The sequence below is a fragment of the Petroclostridium sp. X23 genome (assembly GCF_030013905.1).
Lineage (GTDB): Bacteria > Bacillota > Clostridia > SK-Y3 > SK-Y3 > X23.
This window is the reverse complement of sequence record NZ_CP124862.1, coordinates 3,487,903-3,507,291: the sequence shown is the minus strand read 5'-3', so window position 1 is coordinate 3,507,291 and position 19,389 is coordinate 3,487,903. Positions and strand designations below refer to the sequence as shown.

Below are 19,389 nucleotides of genomic sequence, written 5' to 3'. Positions count from 1 at the left end.
ATGATATACTCTCAACAGCTTATTTAATTATATTTTCAATATCTATTTTGCAATAAATCACTCTGTGAATTTCTACAATGTTATCCTTTACTACATAGAAAACAGCATAATTTTTGACTGGCAACATCCTATACTCTTCATCCAGAGCTATAGCAGCTTGATATACTTTGCATGAATATGGAAACTTTTCCAGTCTCTTTATTGATTTATCAAGCGCATCTACCAAGTCCGCTGCTGCTTTTGCAGCCTTCAAATGCTGGGCTATATATAGTACAATTTCCGATATATCTTTCCTTGCAGACGGAAGATACCGCAACTTATACATCATCTATTTCTACCTTTTGATTAAGTTTCGCTCTTAGATCATCAAAAACTTCTTCATGAGAATATCTCACATCAGTTGTCTTGGCTTCATAAGCAGCTTCTTTTAACTTGAAGTAAACTTCATTTTCAAATTTATAACGTTCATAAGTTTCCATGCTCATTACAACCATGTCCCCATAACCATTCTTGGTTAAGTATACTGGCTCAGATGTTTCATGTACCATTCTTGAAATATCAGCAAAGTTATTTCTTAAATCTGATATCGGTCTAATGTGTGGCATAGTATCACCCCTTTATTTATATATCATAATTTTATCGTAATTATGATAATTTGGCAATAAATTTTAGAATAACAAACTTTACACGAAGTATTTCCTAACAATAAAAAAACCGCCACGGGTTGATTCCCTTGACGGTTTTTTGTATAATTGATAAAATAATTATCTCTTTGAGAACTGTGGTGCTCTTCTTGCCCCTTTGAGTCCGTATTTCTTTCTTTCTTTCATTCTTGGGTCTCTGGTTAAGAATCCTTCTTTTTTCAAGACAGGTCTAAACTCTTCGTCAGCTTTCAACAGTGCTCTTGCAACACCATGCCTGATTGCTCCAGCCTGTCCGGTAAACCCTCCGCCAACAACCTTTGCAATCACATCAAATTTATCAAGAGTCTTTGTAAGCGCTAAAGGCTGTTTTACTATAACCTTTAATGTTTCAAGACCGAAATAGTGATCAATGCTTCTATCGTTAATAGTAACATTTCCATCTCCAGGTACCAGTCTTACTCTAGCAACGGATTTTTTTCTTCTTCCTGTTCCATAATATTGAACTTTAGCCATTTTATTCATCCTCCCTCTTCAATTATAGTTCTTGAGTCCATACTTCGGGCTTTTGAGCTTCATGATTGTGCTCTGCTCCTCTGTATACTCTCAAGTTTGTCAGTGCTTCTTTTCCGAGAGAGTTTTTGGGCAGCATTCCCTTAACGGCGAGCATTACTGCTCTTTCAGGCTTTGTAGCCATCAAATCTCTGTACTTCATTTCTTTTAATCCGCCCGGATGCAAAGTATGACGTCTGTACATCTTTTGATCCAACTTCTTACCTGTTAAAACGATTTTGCTGGCATTCAACACGATTACATGATCCCCAGTATTTACATGAGGTGTAAAGGTTGGTTTATGCTTTCCTCTAAGAATTCTTGCGACTTGTGTAGCTACTCTACCAAGCGGCTTATCTGCAGCGTCTATGATGTACCATTTTTTTTCTACGTTTCCGGCATTAGCCATAAAAGTACTCATAAAATTCCCTCCTAAAAAATTTATTGTGGGTAGTGGGTGGTGGGTAGTAATCCAAACCCATACCTATCGTCCTTCTAACACTACCTCTTATATCGCACAAAGCGTTATATTGATTATTTTTTTCATATAACCGTATGTTTTACCCGAGGCTAGTATTGACACGTAACATATTTTAATACATATCCTACTCGATGTCAAGGACTTTTTTTGATATTTTTAATTTATCATAGGTATCCTTCGATTTTATACCCAAAATACCCATTTTTCTCGTTATAGATACGATATCATTTCATGTTTTTATAAACAATGTGTTTTAATAAAGCCTCCATATCTTTTTTATCCTAGTCATTTACTTCCATTTTGTTTTTTGATAAAATTATGTTCAGTTGTTGTAGTAAATATTAGGAGGTATCTTATGAAAGTCAGAAAAGCAATTATTCCCGCTGCAGGGTTAGGAACCAGATTTTTACCGGCGACTAAAGCGCAGCCAAAGGAAATGCTCCCGATTGTAGATAAACCCACTATCCAATATATCGTTGAAGAAGCTTGTGCTTCGGGTATTGAAGATATCATCATTGTTACAGGCAGAAGCAAGAGAGCTATTGAGGATCATTTCGACAAATCTTACGAGTTGGAATCAGAGCTTGAAAAGAGCGGCAAAGAAGATTTACTTGAACAGGTACAGAATATTTCCAATATGGTAAATATCCATTATATCCGTCAAAAAGAGCCGCGCGGCCTTGGACATGCTATCTATTGCGCAAAATCCTTTATCGGAAATGAACCTTTTGCCGTATTGCTTGGTGATGACGTAGTAGATGCGAAAACACCTTGCCTAAAGCAGATGATCGATGTATATAACGAGTATAAAACCAGTATTCTAGGCGTCCAAAAAGTACCTGATGAAGACGTATCAAAATACGGTATCGTCAATTGTATCCATGTGGAAGATAGAGTATATAAGGTAAAGGACTTGGTTGAGAAACCAAATAAAGAACAAGCCCCTTCCAATATTGCTATCCTAGGCAGATATATTATTACCTCAAAAATCTTTGAATGTCTGGAAAATACCAAACCGGGAGCCGGTGGAGAGATTCAGCTTACCGATGCACTAAAAGACCTCTCTCAAACTGAAGCCATGTATGCCTATGATTTCATGGGCAGAAGATACGACGTAGGAAATCGAATGGGATTTTTAGAAGCGACTGTTGAATTTGCGTTAAAACGGGATGATTTAAAAGATGAATTCCGGACATATTTGAAAACTATTATTGATTAAAATGTAAAATTATAGGGCGGCCTGTGGCCGCCCGCATTGATGGTATTGGTATTCGTGGACGACCGCAGGTCACCCCTATAGTTGTTTACTCATCCTTAGTATGCATTTTTGTTTATAAAGCCTTTAAATACTGTAAGCCATAGTATCCGTATGTCAAACATTAAACTCCAATTTTCTATATAGTAAATATCATGCTTGATTCGCTCTTTTATAGAGGTATCCCCTCGCCATCCGTTTACTTGGGCCCATCCGGTTAAGCCAGGACGCACATGGTGTTTTATCATATATTTAGGAATTTTCTCTTTAAATTGATCCACAAAATATGGGCGTTCCGGTCTCGGACCTATGATGCTCATATCTCCCTTCAACACATTAAATATCTGGGGTAACTCATCAAGGCTTGTTGCTCTAAGAAATTCACCGAATTTTGTTTTACGGTCATCTTCTTTAGTAGTCCATGTTGTATCAGATTGCTCTTTCTTTTGGTTTTTCATTGTTCTGAATTTATACATCACAAAAGGCCTTCTATTAAAACCTATTCGTTCCTGCTTAAATATAACAGGACCCGGAGAAGAAATCTTAATAACAGCAGTGATTACCAACATAATCGGACCAAAGACAATCATCATGCTTGCTGCAGTGATAATATCAAAGGCTCTTTTAATCATGCGGTTTCCAATGTTATCTAGCGGAACATACCTGGTATTAATTAGCGGAATATCTTCAATCTCATCAAAATGAGGCCGGGCAGGCATATACCTTATATAATCCGGTATGATCAGCGTCTTAACTCCGGACTTCTCACAGATATTAATAATGCCCTTCAACCGGTCATACGCTTGTATGGGCAGTGCGATAATAACTTCATCCACATGATGTTGCTGCAGCGCATTCTCCAAATCACCTATTTGTCCGATTACTCTTGTATTTACTATTTTCTTGCCCTGTTTCACTTCACTATCATCAAAAATTCCCAATGCAACATATCCTAGATATCTGTTGCGATAAATTGCCTTCAAGTAGTTTCTGCCGAGCTGTCCGCCACCTACCACAAAAACATATTTGATATTATACCCTTTTGCTCTAATGTTTCTCAGTGCTATTCTTACCGACGCTCTCTCCATAGCAGATAGAGCTATATTAAAAATGATTAATAATGCAATGAACATACGTGAGATATGTATCTGCTTCGCTATATACAACACACTCATTATTAGAATAAAAAGTGAAAAATTGCTCTTTATAATATTTAGTATCTCTATATATAGATGCTTTGTCCTTTGAGGCATATATAGTTCGTGAAGATATTGAATTGCTAGGAGACAAGGCAAAGTAAACAACAATACTTCAGCATATATAATAAAACTAAGATGAGATTCAAGTGGAAATAATCCGCTTTGAAATTTTATGAACCAAGCAATCCCATACGAAAGAAGAAAAGCCAACATATCAAAAACAACAAGCATCCCATTAAGGAACCTTTGATTCTGCTTAATCATTGTTATTCCCCCTCTCTTATTTTTTGAACCGATTTATAAAAATTTTTAGATATGCGAGCAAATCAATAGAGGCATAGACAAACTCATTAATAAATTTATTATGTTTATTGGCATGATGTTTTCGGTAATATACTTTCATCGCACGAAAAAATTCTACCAATGCTTTTGGATTTTGTTTGCTGCTGGCTCTTTTATGATGGATGATCGATGCATCTGCATAGTAGAATACCTGCCATCCTGCCTGCTTCGCCCGATAGCACCAGTCGATGTCTTCACCGTACATAAAGAACTCTTCATCTAAGAGGCCTATTTCTTCAATAGTCTCACGGCGTAACATCATAAATGCGCCTACGACGCTGTCAACCGGATAACTTTTGTGCTCATCAAGATAGGTAAGGTTATAACCTGAAAATAGTTTTATTTTGGGAAAGGCCTTGGCAAAGCCGGTGAACTTGAAGAAAGAATTTCTCAAATTTGGAAAACCTCTTCTACAAGCTAAATCAAGCTTACCATTTGGCAACATCACTTTACATCCTAGTATACCTATATCATCATGCTTGTCCATATAATCGATACATTTATCAAGGGTATCTACTAAAACTTCCGTATCAGGATTAAGAAGTAGTATATAACGTCCTTTAGCTTTGCTGATAGCTTGATTATTTGCTTTTGAGAAGCCAGCATTATCTTTGTTTAAAATTACATTATTAGGTTGATCTAAATTGTTAAGATATTCGATACTACCATCGGTAGAGGCATTATCTACTACAAAGACTTCATAGCCACCAACCGGCGGGAATTTATTGATTGAATCCAAGCATCTTTCCAGCAGTATCTTAGTATTATAATTAACGATAATAACCGATAAATCCATGTGTCCACCATCTATTTAAAATATTTATATATTTCTCTATCATCTACTCTACGTGTCGATTGTATCAGCTTTCTTTTTCGTAAAGTCTGCGGTAATAGCTTTACCACTTCTATTATATACCTTAATGCTTTAAAGTCAAATAATAAACAGTAAAAGAAGACTGCCAGTTCATATATCAGTATCTGTGGAAGATGCTCAAGAATACCTACTATGCTATCATTTTTTAACATCATTAGGATGCGATTTTTAATGGAATGGACACGTATAAATAGAGGCTGAGATTTTCGGTTCCCCTCATTCCAGCCTCGCATATGGTAAGCAACTGCTTCCGGACAATATATGCATTCCCAGCCCTTTAACCTCGCTCTCCAGCTCAAGTCAATATCTTCTTTATATGCAAAGAAGGATTCGTCAAAATACTCATTATCAACTTTGATATCTTCTAACATCGCCCTTCTATAAATAGCTGCCGCCCCACAAGCACCAAAAACATCTATATCATAATCATATTGTCCTACATCCATCTCAGCTTGTCCTCTATCAAAAGCTCTGCAGCTTTTTGATATAAAAATTCCTGTAGAGTCAATTTCATCAGTCTTTTCAAAATAATTTCTCATTCTTAAAACCTTTCCTGTTACTAGACCGACCCTAGAATCTTGGGCCATTTTAGCTATTATATTAGCTATAAATTGTTCTTCTAATATTACATCAGGGTTTAATATCAATATATATTCCGCCTCTGCTACAATAAATCCGATGTTATGTGCGGCACTAAATCCTATATTACAGCCATTTTTAATTATTCTAGTTTCCTTGTAATATTTGTTTACTAATAATATTGTATCATCTGAGGAATTATTATCAATTATAATAATTTCAATATTATTATAGGTTTGTATGCTTAAACTCTCTAAGCACTTTATAATATATTTCTCACTATTATATGTTACAATCTGTACTAACACTTTTTTGTAATCCATCGACTTCCCTTCCTTATATGACTATCCTTAAAAATCAAAAACATTTAAGCTTAATAATGATGTTTGAAAGCTTTATATCTATCTTAATCAAATCCTAACACTTATTTCACTTTATCTTACATTGAACTAAATATTTGTAGTTGTTCAGATTCTAATATAATTTTGCAGATGTAGTTTCAAGCCCTATAATAAAAATATTAGGTAAAGTATTTATTTTCCTGCCATTCTAGCGGATTAATGCCTATATATTCCCACATTTTTTGATGGGGATTGTAGGGCCCGTCCGGTTTTCTTTTTCATTCGTTAGAACTGGATTCCTTTTTTGATCTATATTTCCTGACTACTTAACGGTTTCTATTTCCTTTTGTATTTCTGTTGATTTTAGCCATTCATTTTGTACAATCTGCCCAAATTCATTCATCCAGACGTTTTAAAAGAAGCTTAAAGAAATTTCTCTGATGTTAATTCATTCGACCATTGACTGCAACTTTTATTTCATTCAACTTTTTTCTTGCTTGCTTTTGAACATAAGTATCTACAGCTTCGGGTGTTATATTTCCACGAATTGCTAAATGGTTAATAATTGCTCTACCTAATACTCCAAAAATGTCGCTTAGAAAACTCGAAAGCTTAAATCTCTAAGTTCCCGTATATCGTAGAAGGAATAAAACTTCCATTAAGAAGACCTGCGCGTAGTAATGTAGCAATCCATTCGGCATCCTTCATATCGGTCTTCTTTCCTAGAACATTCTTCATATGTCTAGCGTTTGCAACGATTAATGCCATGGATTCATCAAAAGCTGATTCCAGAATGCTATCTTTCCATTACTACATAACGGCAATTTTCTGTTTCCAACCATTGACGTAATTCCTCTAAATCTGCAATTAGGGTTAAGAATACCGGAATGGATTTCTCTGTGCCTCGTCCAATGAAACCTTTAAGATTGATTTTAAATGGTAAATTCTATCCTTAAATAAACATATTTCACTTATTCTCAATTTTAAACTTTATCTCAAAAGGTTTATACTTATATGTTTTATCGTTTGAAATTACAATAATTTGAATTTTATCAGTGCTAATCAACTCATTTGTTGGAATGTTGAATTCAAATCCTGCATAGATATATTCTTGTTTTACCTTTGCTAAATCAGGTCTTTCCATCATAACAGCCTTGTAGTACTTATTATTCAATTTAAGATATAACCCTCCTGATAGCTTTTCTTCTTTTGCATCAACTGCCCAGCCAAGAATAGGTGTAGTAATAGTATCACTATTCACGGGTAAAGCACCATCTTTAATAACTGGTATATCGATATAGACTGCTGGTTGCTGATCTATCGTTTTTAATGATTCATATGTAAAATCGTTATCTATATAGTTAGACATTTCTGCAATAGATTTTGTCTTTACCGCATAATTAAACCCTCGTTCTACCGTCTCATATACAACAATATCAGCTTTTATCGTTTCTTGCAACTTTACTATTTCATAGGCATTTGAATATCGTGTAAAATACACATCGCTGAAGCTTTCTGTAAGCATTGGCAGCATGTATAAATATATAAAAGAGTCTCCTATCATTAATAATTTGGGCAAATTGGGATCTTTGGTATTTGTATAATGATAAAAATTATTATTTTTATCTAATACAACTCCTTCTGGGACTTTATCTGTAACTTTAAAATTATAGCCTCCTTTTAAATTATAACCATATATGCTGTCCTTGAGTCTCATAGCATCTGCTATAATTTTAAAATCCGCTAGATGGGCTAGCGTCCCTTTTGATGGCATTTCCGTTATATCAAAATCTTCCTTATTCAAAATCTTTATATCCGGAAAGCTTTTTTGTATCTTTTTCATAAGTTCCATATATCCTATAAAGGCACCATTCATGTTCCAGTGGGCTGGGTCAACATTGCGATAATATAATAATTCCTTGCCTTTATTATTAATGAGCTGCTCTTTAACACTAAACACATCAATATCTGTGTTTTTTTGTAAGTATTCAATTAAAATATCTACAGTTGTCTTATCATTCAAGCGAATTATAGATTTTGGATAGTACTCTGGATAAATATTTTCCTTCTCCGGTATTGTCATCATCAGAAACTTAGCACCTGTTTTTTCAAAATACTTTTTCATTGTCATAAAAGCATCTGCAGATTGCTTTAACTCTGTTTCTTTCAAGTGATTCTTTCCTTGATAAATAGGAATATTGTTCCAAGGAACTGCATAGAAAAGATGTTGATTCTTACCCTCTAAATAATGTGGAACTTTTACTTTATGAAAAACTTTATAGAAATAAGCTATATCAGCAATAACAGCTTCTTGCTTAAATCCAATATTATCATCCACAAATTTTTCAAAATCTTTAATAAAAGAGTGATTATATTTATTTTTCTCCGTTTTCAACGGTGGAAACGGAGAAAGCTTTCTGTTTTCAGTAACAGAAATCTTATTTTTATCTGTATTGATAAAAATAAGAGGTAATGTAATTAGTAAAGAAAAAATAGCAATAGAAATATAAGTACACATTTTATTTATACTAAAGTCCTTCATTATTGCCTCCTAGAATCTAAAATAAATAAATGGGTTGTATGTAGACGTCATTACAAAAATTATACTTACAAATAATATAAAAGAAATATACCCAGCTTCAGTAATCACATAAATATTTTTATAGAGTTTTAAATTATCATTCAGTTTTAGTAATAGCCCAGTAGAAGCTATAGTTGCAATAATTAAAATAAATATTAAAAAATTATCTATATAATATGCTGTCGTAAATCCAACATTTTGTCCTTCTACTACACCGAACATTCTTCCTAAATAACCAATCGCATAACTTAAATTATCTGCCCTAAAAAATACCCATCCAATAATCACAACTAAAAGTGTATAAATACGCTTTATAATTGATGGTGTCTTAACGATACTATATCTTTTAAATATTCTTTCAGTAATTATAAAAGCGCCATGCCATAATCCCCATACAACAAAATTAAGGGAAGCTCCATGCCATAATCCTGTAGCAAAAAATACGATTAGTAAATTAAAGTATACATTTCCTGTTCTGTTTCCTCCAAGTGGAATATATAAATAATCTCGAAAAAATGATGACAAAGAAATATGCCATCTTCTCCAGAACTCTGTGATACTTTTAGAAATATACGGATAGTTAAAATTCTCTAAAAATTCAAAGCCAAACATTTTCCCAAGACCAATGGCCATATCACTATACCCACTGAAATCAAAATAGATTTGTAGAGAATAGCAAATTATACCAAGCCATGCAGTTAATATGGCATGCTCCATATAGGGCACATTAAAGATGTTGTCCGTAACCAAAGCAACGGTATTCGCAATAATAACTTTCTTACCCAATCCAATGCTAAAACGTTTAATGCCTGCGTTAAATTTGTATATATCTACATTTCTGTCGTCAATTTGATCATTAACATCTTTATATCTTACAATAGGCCCCGCTATCAGCTGTGGAAATAGTGAGATATATAGTGCTATTTTAAAAGGATTTTTCTGTACACTTACTTTTCTCCAATATAAGTCAATTACGTAAGTCATACCTTGAAAAGTAAAAAAAGATATTCCTATAGGAAGAGCAATTTTCATTAATGGCATATTGCTACTGAATAAGGTATTTACTATTCTAATTGAAAAATCCAAATATTTAAACCAAAAAAGTAGCCCTAAATTAGAGATGACCGCTCCAAATAATACGAGCCTTTTAATACCTAGCCTCAATTCTTTTATATGAGTAAAATGAATCAATAATCCATATATGTAGTTAATTGTAACTGACGAAATCATTATAAGTATAAATTTTGGTTCGCCCCAAAAATAAAAAAACAAACTGCATATTAAGAGCCAGTAATTTCTTAACTTAGAATTTACAATATAATATCCTCCCAAAGTTAATGGCAAAAAAATAAATAAAAATATATTAGAACTAAAAACCATAATACATCTCCTTTTTTCATAACTTGATTTATATACTTTTAATACTTCCTCAACTCCAGTTATTATTCTATTTTTGCATTCCATTCTTATTGATTTGTACACAATACATTTTCATCAATACTTAATTAAATAATTAATATGTATAAAAATACTTACTATAAATCTATTTGTTTTAACAAATCTCTGTCAGCTCGTTATACAGTATTACCTTCTTAAGGATTGTTACTTATATTGTACGTATCTATGAACTTATACTGTATTTTATCCAATACTTTTACTAGTGGCTTTTCAACAAATAAGTAATATAGTATACTAACTATCACTCCTAAGCTAAGTATAATTAATAATATCAAATTATAGTCAATTACTTTTTCCAATTGGTTTACTTTTGTAACACCTATTAATATATTAACCGTCACTAAGTAATGCATAATATAAATGGAATATGACGCATCTCCCAAGAAACATATTAATTTGGGAGTTACAATTTCATATTTCATCTCTACCAATACTAAACCAAGTATAACTAGCGAAACTGGTGCAGCAATACTTAACAATCTATGAATTTCAAAGTTAAATCCACATGAAAACCCGTATAGAAACATACCAACTAAAAGAAAATAAGTTTCATACTTGATATGGAACTTCTGTACAATATAGGCCACCAAACATCCCATAAAAAACTCTAAAAACATCCAACTAAATAGAAAAGAAACCAAATAATTATTATATTTGGATAAGCTTATTATTTCAAATAAATTTAATACGATCGCCAGAAGCCAACATGATACCATTGGGATAAAAACTTTTGGTTTAAACATTACTAGTGAAAATATTATATAGAAGAAAACAATATAGCTTAATGTCCATGCCGGAGCTACTATAGGATAACCATTTTGCGGAATTAATAGTAATGATTTAAACAATAATTCTTTGTTTTCCCAAAGCTTTACTTTATACAGTCCAAATAAAGTAACAACAGTCAGTAGAGTCACAATCCAATATAAAGGATATATACGTAAAATCCTTTTAATTAGAAAATTCCTCGCCCCTTTTATATCTCCTATTTTATGAGAATAATTATAAAAAATAACAAATCCACTTAGTATAAAAAACAAATCAATTGCTGTATATCCATTAGCAATTATTCTTGATAGTAGTACATACTGGGATTTATACTGATTATTAAGCTCTAAGATTACATGAAATAATAGAATATAAACAGCAAGGAATGCTCTTAAAAATTGTAAAGTATTAATTCTATTTCTCATTATAATAGTATCTCCTTTTCGTATGAACTGGTATATTATAATCATTATAACTATTCCAGTAATTGAAATAATTCTATAGCATTAAGAGTTTTTTAGTTATGTCCATTAAAACTTTTTTTATTCGAATATTACTAGTGATAAAAGAGTACTACCATGCATCAATTTTATTTTTATGCTGAATATGGCCATTCACTATTACTGATATCCCATTATTAAGACTTATTCGCGGTTTCCATTTTAACTCTGCTTGCGAAGTTTTTGTCTCTAGTAATGTTTTTGAGACATCGCACTTCCTCATATCTGCATATTTTATTAGAATAAACTTTCTATCTGCTTGTTTTTCTATACTCTCAATAATTTCATTAAGAGTATGCACCTGACCGGAACCAATGTTAAAAATATGCTTATCTCCACTGTATTTTGTCAAAGCAATAAGAGCATCCATCAAATCATCCATATATATATAGTCTCTCTCATTATTTCCATCACCGAATATAGTAATTGGTTCATTATTAAACAATCTTTTTATAAAAATAGGAATGACACCTTGCGGTTTATCAGGATTTTGTCCTAACCCATACGGATTTGATATTCTGGCAATTTTATAATTGATTCCATAGCGGATACCATAAAACTCTAAATAGCTTTCTATTACCTTTTTTTGTACACCATAGCTACAAATAGGATTTAAACGATCGTCTACGCAGTTTATATGATTTCCTGTTTCTCCGTAAATCGTTCCACCTGAAGAAGCAAAAATAATTTCATTCACGCCACAAGCAACCATACCTTCCAAAAGCCTTACTGTCGGAATTATATTGTGCTCTATCTCAATATCTATATGCTTGGTACTTTCTGATGGTATTGTAGTACTTATCAAATGAAATACTTTATCAACACCATCTAGAATATTTTGAAAATTTTTTTCTTCTATAAAGTTTCCTGTTACTATTTTTATATTTTCGACGTCTTTAAGCTCTTCAATCGGTCGAATATCATAAGCTAAAACTTTATACTCTTTAGCAAGCTTTTTGCAGAGAGCCTTGCCTATAAAGCCCCCTGCACCCATAACCAAACACGTTTGCATTGTCATCTACCTCTCTAGTAGTTCATTATACACTTTATCATAAGCATCTACCATTGTTTCAACACCAAAGTTATCCCAAGCACGCTTTTGATTAAACCTTCCAATTTCTTTACATCTTTCATAATCATTAAGCAACTGCACCAAGATGTCTGAAAGCTTGTCTGAATCATCCGAAGGCGCAAGTACTTCGCTAGTGCCAATAATTTCACTTAGTGCACCAATATCATATCCTGCGACAGGCATACCCATACTCATAGCAAATGGTGAAACTTGTCCAAAGCTTTCTTTCCAAACTGGAGCTACAAATATAGTGAATTTTTCATACCAACTTGGCAAGGAGTTATACGGCACATATCCAGTAAATATGAAATTTTTGAAAACTCCTGCTCTTTTTACTTTGTCCACATAATACTCATATTGTGGCCCTCCGCCAACAATAATTGCCTTTGTCTGAGGTCTTTTCTTTACTGTTTTAATAAATACATCTATGGAATATTGATTTAATTTATCATATCCTAACCGATATACCATGCCAATAGTATCTTTTGCCAGGTATTCTCCCTCTAACTTTCTAGTAAACATATGAAAATTAGATCCGGGATAAATAACCATGCTTTTGCTATCATCTTTTTTATGAAAGTTTTCTAAAACATAGTTGCTTACAAATACATATTTATCAACATATTCTCTTAAAATAGGCTCTATCGGAGTATTTATATTTTCTATCATCTTAATACTGTTAACTTCTTGCAGCAAACTAAAGACTTTATGATACCACTCACCTTCCCAGATATGAACATGAATAATATCAGGATTATACTCCTTAATTTTTTTAAGCACATCTTTTTTATTATTAACATCAACTACTTCTACTTCAACACCTAGAAATTCTTCTTTCCCACGATATGCCATGGTAAAAATTTTATTATCATATTTATGACCATAATACTCAATAATATCAATGATCAAACGTGATGAACCTCCTGTATAGAAATTTTCGATAAAATGGAGTATTTTTTTTCTATTAGGTTCAAGCTCTTGCTTAATTGTTACTTGATAAGGCTCAACCACTTGCTGGATTGTTTTATCGGCTGCACCCTCTTTTATTGCAAGTGCCGCTTTTTCTTTCGCACCTTGAACCGCTTCAATCAAACCTACTTCCTTTATTTTTCTCAGAATTTTACCTAGATTAATATGATTATTAGAAATATATCTTATTACATTTCTATAATTCTTAAGAGCACTTACACTCATTTTTTTTATTACTTCAAAAATAGTTGGTTTTTGAATTTTAAACTTTTGAAATTTAAAGTTAATGGGTTTAAAACCAAAATCAAAACGAAAAGCATCACTTTTGTTTTTTAGTCTTAATATATACGTATATTCCTCTCCATCCATAAAACCAAGCTCAAAAGATTGTTCTTCACAGAATGCATTTTCCGGTAACAATGCATAGTATAACTTAAACCGTAGGCCGTCGATGTCACTCTTTATTTTGTGTGTGATTTTAATATATTTATATTTATCTTTTGTAAAAGCAATAAAAAGCGAGTTATCATCTCCACCTAAAAATTCTCTATTGTTTTTGTGAAAAAAGTTGTGACCATATACATCCTTTACGTTATTGTTCTCTTGTATTACAATGTTTTTAAATCTATACATATTCTCATTCATTTAACTATCTCCGCTTAATAATTCGTTAGTAATTTTTAGTATATTATCATTAAATACATCAACAGAGAAATGTTTTTCATATGTTCTTCTGCCTTCAATTTTTATTTGCGTAAGCTTTTGCTCGTTATCTATGACACACTTAATTTTTTCCATTAACTCTTTATAATCATTATTATGATAGATAAATCCATTTACGCCATCTATTAATAGATCCGCAGTCCCTGTATTCTCAGAACAAATTGCAATTTTTGAAAGCATTAAACACTCTGTCATAAAGATAGGCATAGGATCATCTCGAGAGGCACAAACTATCGCAGTACATTGATTATAAATATCTCTAATTTCATCTCTTGAAACTTCTCTAATTAAAGATACATTTTTCGGATACAGTTCTTTCACTTCTATAACCTTATTATAAATATCTTGGTCTATATTCCTTCCAATAAACAAAAATTGGCACTTCTTAACATACTCATACGGCATCTCTTTAATTGCTCTTGCGAAAATATCCTGACCTTTACGCCATTCTATAGTACCTATAGTTGCAAAAACAAATTTTCCTTCAATGTTCTCTAACTTATAACCATAATCTTTTTTAATCCCTGTTGAATAGTCAGGCACATAATAAAGCAGTTCTTTTGGCTGATATTTAGGTCTATATTTATTCATCATGCGTCTCGCATACCCACCGCCACAGTAAATATGTACATTTTCAGATACTGTATGCGGAATTAGGTCTTTAGCTCCTCTTTCATAGCTATCTTGTGCCTCATGTACCCACCACATTACAGGAATATTAAGTTTCTCAAGCTGAATTATACTATGATATTGTACCAATGTACTAACAACAATTAAATCAAAGTTTTCTGCAAACTTTAGCCAAAACTCTCCTCCGTTTATTGATGAATTTATTATGACACTAATACCTTCTTTTGATATTTCTTCTCTCATTCTTCCATCGTATGGAGATAATACACTTGTATAATACCCATTATCATGTAATGCCTTTGCAGCATAGCTGAGCGCTACTGGAGCTCCTGTTATAGATAATTCGTGAGAAATTAATAATACACTCTTAGCAGATTTTTTACTACTGTTTTTTGCAAAAACTTTATAATCTATTGGAACATTTTTGAGCATGACATATCTCATACTATCCGTAAAATACGGATCATGACTTAAAAATTCTCCATAATTTTTTAGCATATAAATATAGGCTGTCTTGCTCTCTCTTTCAAACCAACTATCATACCAATTGCCGCCGTTCGCATATACTTCAGATTCTGAACAGTACACACAATATAAACCCTGTTTTTGTATCTCAAAAGAAAATGCAGCATTACTGAATTTCTCTTTTGTTTCATATTCATTGAATCCATCTGTTTTATCAAAAGTAGACTTTCTTACAGCAAGACAAGTGGCTGAAAGAACAGAAATCTGTCTATTCGTAAATACAGGTTCACTAAAACTTTCCACCAAAGTATTCGGTTCTCCATTAAAAGGTAAAGAAAAAAATCCAAATCCACCTGAAATAATACCTGCATAACGTATAGTATTGTCACTTCTCAAAATCTTTGGAGATACTCCTCCTACATTTGAAAATACAAAGCAATTAATCATATTACATAGCCAAGTTTTTTGTTCAGTAATAATATAATCATGCAAAAAAACAAAAAACTCTCCTTCTGCATTTTTTGCTCCTAAATTACACTTCTTACTATAGTTAAATTCTTCTTCATAAGTAACATATTTAATACTGTCTGCATATGCAAAGTATTTTTGAAGCTTTGAACATATTTGATTCGTAGATACAATAATAATTTCATATACGGCATACTGTGTATTTAATAAAATATGTTCTATACACACAAGCACTTTTTTATAGTCGTCAGTAGGAATAATAATTGATACCTTTCCATTTTTTTCTAAAGCATGTAGGCTAAAGCTTCTTTGTTTCGGTACCACGCTTAATTTAAAGCCCATTCTTTGCAATGATTTTTTGACTATACTGCTGTTTTCTAACACAATATCCTCTTCAGTATAGCTGTTTCTTAGTAGCAATACCCTTTCAATATGAGTGATATTGGATGATATACTTGCAACTTTTAATACTGCATCACTTATTCTTCCACTAAAAGTTTTCAGCTTTTCATCAAATCCCCCAACCTTTTCTAAAGCAAATTTAGAAAAGGAAACCCCCTGTCCTATATAAAGACTATTATACAAATCATAACAAGAAAAGTCTGGTTTTATAAAATACTTAATTTTTCTTCCGTTTTCACCGTCAAATAAACATTCATCACAATAAGCCAAGTCACTTCCCGTATTTTCCATTTCTTTCGCAAAATATATCAAAGCATCTGGTGAGAGAACATTTCCGCCATTTATAAATAAAAGATATTCATTTTCTGCTTCTGCAAGTACGTTATTTACTACGTCTCTCACATTATCATCAAAATAATATGTTCTAATTTCTTTTGATATTTGTTGGGGTATCTGATAACCTTTAGGTGCCATCACAGCAATATTAAACTTTTGATAACTCTGCTCTTTCAAACTATTAAGAGTTCCTCTAATGCACACATTTAGACCTTTAATATCAATAACTACTGTTAGTTTTGTATTTACGTTAAATTCCTGTTTTTCCTCGGACTGTTGCATCTCATAGATATCTATTGTACCTGCAGTAGTATTTTCTGCTTTGTTGCTCACATTTAAAATTTTATTCTTTAAGCCAACCAATCCGCCATTTTTTAATGCATAGAGAACTTTTTTAAATATCAAATGTTTGTTTTCTATATTTTTATATGCTACTTTTATTACATGTAATTTCCCCATTAACCCCATATAAGTTACCCCATCTATTTAAATATTTTTTTTACCCACCGAAAGGGTTTTGTGATTTTATAACTAATAGAATTTTTTATAAAATCTAATTGTTTACTTATTTCCTCGATCCTATTATCTTTTTCTTCCAAGATTTTATCTAAACTTTCAATAAAAGAATCTTTATATTTAATTTCTTCTATTGCGCAATGAACTTCGTCTTGCTTATCCCTTATATGTTTATTCAACCGACTTATTTCAAAATCTCTTGCCTTGATTTCTTCTATCGCTCCATTAATTTCATCTTGCTTTTCCTCTATGTGATTATTCAACCGGTTTATTTCAAAATCTCTTTTCTTGATTTTTTCTATTACTTGATCAATTTCACCTTGCTTTTCCTCTATGTGATTATTCAACCGGTTTATTTCAAAATCTTTTTTCTTGATTTCTTCTATTGCTTGGTTAATTTCACCTTGCTTCTCTTGTATATGCTTGCTCAATTGACTTATTGTTTTGTTTAACTTGTATATATTAATAGTTGCTTCGCTAGAGATTCTCTTGTTTTCCTCTAAATAATATTCTTCCAATTCTTCAAATGTAATTTTTTGTATACTACCGCTAATTTCTATCTCTTTAATGCCTGTAAAATCATCACATTCTAAAATATAAATAGGATCACTATTCATAAACACATCAATATTATCTTTACAATATGCTATATTATATTTATTGACTTTTATACCCTCAATATTAGAGGTAATTTTAAAATCTTCTATTTTACATGGAAATTCACATGGATCAAAACGAAGAACCTTAACATTTTCTTTATCAATATTAAAACGCACTGTAAAAGTATTATTTTTATTATAGTAATAGCACTGAATTTTTTTTTCTGTTTCTTTAAATCCTTCACCTATATCCAGATATAAAGCAGTACTATATAATCTGCTATACTCTCTTATATTTCTCATAAGAATAATATTGTTTTTATTTTTTTCATAATAACTACGTTTTATAGCTGAAAAAACATATTGATATACATTTGCAAACCTTCTATTTTGAAGCGCCTCTGCTACATTTCCTTCCACATCTGCAAATGATATGTTAAACTCTGTATCCTCAACATTATTATAAATCGCTTCCTCTTTTTCAACAACCATATCGCTACTTTCTAATAGCTGATCCAATGAATGCTTTGTAAAAAAATGTATATGGGTATCATCTAATAATCCTGTTTTTTTATATTCAAATTTATTATTTATTAAATTGATTATAATTGCATTATGCGCTATATTAGGTATAGAAACAAATAATCTACCATCATCTTTTAGCAATGTCAAACTTTCCTGTACTACTTCACGAGGATTCCTTAAATGTTCAAGCACATCGGCAAAACAAATGTAATCAAACTTTATTTGCTTAAACTTTTCTTTCCAAGCATAACCTTCTATATCCCCCAGTAGGCCGCCATCAGCATATTGTATCGCATGAGAAAATGCTTTTTTTTCTACTTCTACTATATATACATTACAGTTTAACTCTTGCTTCAAATATTTTGTCATATATCCCGTTGCAGGACCAAATTCAAGAACAGTAGAATTTTTTTTAATTTGTTTTAAAATACAAGTTAGTGTACTATCTTTATCGAAATCTATATTAGTTTCATATCTATTCACTTTGTTGCCCCTCGCGATGCAAATTTAATAAGGCTAGATTTTATAAAAAACTTCACATCTTTTAAAAGATTTTTGTTAGGTTTTCTACAAATCAAAACACTGTCTTTCCATATCTCATCCATATCAGGATGTTCATTAATATCTGACTGTGTATAAATTTCTACTACGTCCAATCCTACATATTTTGCAATCGCTCTTAATCCATCTGAAAAATATCTATAGCAATCTAAGGGATACTTATGCTCGTAACCCGATGATGGTACAATAATACAGCACAGCCCTTCATGCTTTAATACTCTTTTGATCTCTAAAAAAGTTAACCAAAAAAATTCTACATGTTCCAATGCCTGGCCACTAATTATCACGTCATATGAATTAGATTCTATTTCTCTCCAATTGTATACATTTTTTAGAACAATATCAACATTATTGCCAGCAACCATATCGCACCCATAATAATCCCATTTTGCTTTATCATTTTTAAAAAACACCTTATACGATCCCATGATATCTTCAGGTACTGTCTGGCTTCCTACATCTAATATTTTTAGATTCTTATTCTTATCAAGATATTTATTAATGAATCTTTCCATATTCAAAAGAGAACTTTTGTGCATATCATAACCGTCC

The 19,389-nt window shown here is 31.9% G+C and carries 16 protein-coding genes and 1 pseudogene; 1 reads left to right on the top strand and 16 read right to left on the bottom strand.

The window, feature by feature from the left end:
- Positions 1-19: 19 nt before the first annotated feature.
- From QKW49_RS16535 to rplM, 4 genes are all read right to left on the bottom strand, one after another.
- Positions 20-328 carry a type II toxin-antitoxin system RelE/ParE family toxin gene (locus tag QKW49_RS16535; protein WP_282863768.1) on the bottom strand — a complete coding sequence of 103 codons (309 nt, stop codon included), beginning with the start codon at positions 326-328 and terminating at the stop codon, positions 20-22.
- A complete protein-coding gene (locus QKW49_RS16530; protein WP_282863767.1) occupies positions 318-605 on the bottom strand; it encodes a type II toxin-antitoxin system Phd/YefM family antitoxin in 288 nt (95 codons plus the stop codon). Before QKW49_RS16530 ends, QKW49_RS16535 begins: the two co-directional genes overlap by 11 nt.
- Before the next feature lie 159 nt (positions 606-764).
- A complete protein-coding gene (gene rpsI / locus QKW49_RS16525) occupies positions 765-1,157 on the bottom strand; it encodes a 30S ribosomal protein S9 (RefSeq protein WP_282863766.1) in 393 nt (130 codons plus the stop codon).
- 22 nt (positions 1,158-1,179) lie between these two features.
- On the bottom strand, positions 1,180-1,614 hold the full coding sequence (gene rplM, locus QKW49_RS16520; protein WP_282863765.1) for a 50S ribosomal protein L13: 435 nt from the start codon (positions 1,612-1,614) through the stop codon (positions 1,180-1,182).
- Between the two features lie 415 nt (positions 1,615-2,029).
- Here rplM and galU point away from each other — a divergent pair, with 415 nt between their 5' ends.
- Positions 2,030-2,893 (top strand): UTP--glucose-1-phosphate uridylyltransferase GalU, encoded by an 864-nt coding sequence (gene galU, locus QKW49_RS16515; RefSeq protein ID WP_282863764.1) that lies wholly within the window; start codon positions 2,030-2,032, stop codon positions 2,891-2,893.
- Between the two features lie 95 nt (positions 2,894-2,988).
- Here galU and QKW49_RS16510 read toward each other — a convergent pair whose 3' ends face one another.
- The 12 genes and pseudogenes from QKW49_RS16510 to QKW49_RS16455 form a co-directional block, all read right to left on the bottom strand.
- Entirely contained in the window at positions 2,989-4,392 is a 1,404-nt protein-coding gene (locus QKW49_RS16510) for an undecaprenyl-phosphate glucose phosphotransferase (protein WP_282863763.1), read from the bottom strand.
- 16 nt (positions 4,393-4,408) lie between these two features.
- Positions 4,409-5,266: a glycosyltransferase family 2 protein gene (locus QKW49_RS16505; protein WP_282863762.1), complete on the bottom strand. Its 858-nt coding sequence runs from the start codon at positions 5,264-5,266 to the stop codon at positions 4,409-4,411.
- Positions 5,267-5,277: 11 nt separating this feature from the next.
- Positions 5,278-6,246 (bottom strand): glycosyltransferase family 2 protein, encoded by a 969-nt coding sequence (locus QKW49_RS16500; RefSeq protein ID WP_282863761.1) that lies wholly within the window; start codon positions 6,244-6,246, stop codon positions 5,278-5,280.
- 660 nt (positions 6,247-6,906) lie between these two features.
- Positions 6,907-7,038 (bottom strand): annotated as a pseudogene (locus tag QKW49_RS16495) (IS110 family transposase); the annotation flags it as partial.
- A 193-nt stretch (positions 7,039-7,231) separates the two neighbouring features.
- Positions 7,232-8,806 carry a hypothetical protein gene (locus tag QKW49_RS16490; RefSeq protein WP_282863760.1) on the bottom strand — a complete coding sequence of 525 codons (1,575 nt, stop codon included), beginning with the start codon at positions 8,804-8,806 and terminating at the stop codon, positions 7,232-7,234.
- Positions 8,807-8,815: 9 nt separating this feature from the next.
- Positions 8,816-10,225 (bottom strand): MBOAT family O-acyltransferase, encoded by a 1,410-nt coding sequence (locus QKW49_RS16485; RefSeq protein WP_282863759.1) that lies wholly within the window; start codon positions 10,223-10,225, stop codon positions 8,816-8,818.
- A gap of 212 nt (positions 10,226-10,437) precedes the next feature.
- The gene (locus QKW49_RS16480) at positions 10,438-11,496 is read right to left on the bottom strand and encodes an acyltransferase (protein ID WP_282863758.1); all 1,059 of its coding nucleotides are present in this window, start codon (positions 11,494-11,496) and stop codon (positions 10,438-10,440) included.
- Positions 11,497-11,644: 148 nt separating this feature from the next.
- Complete coding sequence (locus QKW49_RS16475) at positions 11,645-12,589, bottom strand: NAD-dependent epimerase/dehydratase family protein (protein WP_282863757.1); 945 nt, start codon at positions 12,587-12,589, stop codon at positions 11,645-11,647.
- Entirely contained in the window at positions 12,590-14,257 is a 1,668-nt protein-coding gene (locus tag QKW49_RS16470) for a glycosyltransferase family 4 protein (RefSeq protein WP_282863756.1), read from the bottom strand. It lies immediately after the preceding gene.
- Positions 14,258-17,104 carry a glycosyltransferase gene (locus QKW49_RS16465; protein WP_282863755.1) on the bottom strand — a complete coding sequence of 949 codons (2,847 nt, stop codon included), beginning with the start codon at positions 17,102-17,104 and terminating at the stop codon, positions 14,258-14,260. It lies immediately after the preceding gene.
- 14 nt (positions 17,105-17,118) lie between these two features.
- Complete coding sequence (locus QKW49_RS16460) at positions 17,119-18,759, bottom strand: methyltransferase domain-containing protein (RefSeq protein WP_282863754.1); 1,641 nt, start codon at positions 18,757-18,759, stop codon at positions 17,119-17,121.
- Positions 18,756-19,376, bottom strand: coding sequence for a methyltransferase domain-containing protein (locus tag QKW49_RS16455; RefSeq protein ID WP_282863753.1), 621 nt, complete (start codon positions 19,374-19,376; stop codon positions 18,756-18,758). Before QKW49_RS16455 ends, QKW49_RS16460 begins: the two co-directional genes overlap by 4 nt.
- Between the last annotated feature and the right edge of the window lie 13 nt (positions 19,377-19,389).

Bases quoted from the DNA above. Each gene is read 5' to 3' on its own strand.
- QKW49_RS16535 (WP_282863768.1), bottom strand. From the start codon at position 328: ATGATGTATAAGTTGCGGTATCTTCCGTCTGCAAGGAAAGATATATCG.
- QKW49_RS16530 (WP_282863767.1), bottom strand. From the start codon at position 605: ATGCCACACATTAGACCGATATCAGATTTAAGAAATAACTTTGCTGAT.
- rpsI (WP_282863766.1), bottom strand. From the start codon at position 1,157: ATGGCTAAAGTTCAATATTATGGAACAGGAAGAAGAAAAAAATCCGTT.
- rplM (WP_282863765.1), bottom strand. From the start codon at position 1,614: ATGAGTACTTTTATGGCTAATGCCGGAAACGTAGAAAAAAAATGGTAC.
- galU (WP_282863764.1), top strand. From the start codon at position 2,030: ATGAAAGTCAGAAAAGCAATTATTCCCGCTGCAGGGTTAGGAACCAGA.
- QKW49_RS16510 (WP_282863763.1), bottom strand. From the start codon at position 4,392: ATGATTAAGCAGAATCAAAGGTTCCTTAATGGGATGCTTGTTGTTTTT.
- QKW49_RS16505 (WP_282863762.1), bottom strand. From the start codon at position 5,266: ATGGATTTATCGGTTATTATCGTTAATTATAATACTAAGATACTGCTG.
- QKW49_RS16500 (WP_282863761.1), bottom strand. From the start codon at position 6,246: ATGGATTACAAAAAAGTGTTAGTACAGATTGTAACATATAATAGTGAG.
- QKW49_RS16490 (WP_282863760.1), bottom strand. From the start codon at position 8,806: ATGAAGGACTTTAGTATAAATAAAATGTGTACTTATATTTCTATTGCT.
- QKW49_RS16485 (WP_282863759.1), bottom strand. From the start codon at position 10,225: ATGGTTTTTAGTTCTAATATATTTTTATTTATTTTTTTGCCATTAACT.
- QKW49_RS16480 (WP_282863758.1), bottom strand. From the start codon at position 11,496: ATGAGAAATAGAATTAATACTTTACAATTTTTAAGAGCATTCCTTGCT.
- QKW49_RS16475 (WP_282863757.1), bottom strand. From the start codon at position 12,589: ATGACAATGCAAACGTGTTTGGTTATGGGTGCAGGGGGCTTTATAGGC.
- QKW49_RS16470 (WP_282863756.1), bottom strand. From the start codon at position 14,257: ATGAATGAGAATATGTATAGATTTAAAAACATTGTAATACAAGAGAAC.
- QKW49_RS16465 (WP_282863755.1), bottom strand. From the start codon at position 17,104: ATGGGGTTAATGGGGAAATTACATGTAATAAAAGTAGCATATAAAAAT.
- QKW49_RS16455 (WP_282863753.1), bottom strand. From the start codon at position 19,376: ATGCACAAAAGTTCTCTTTTGAATATGGAAAGATTCATTAATAAATAT.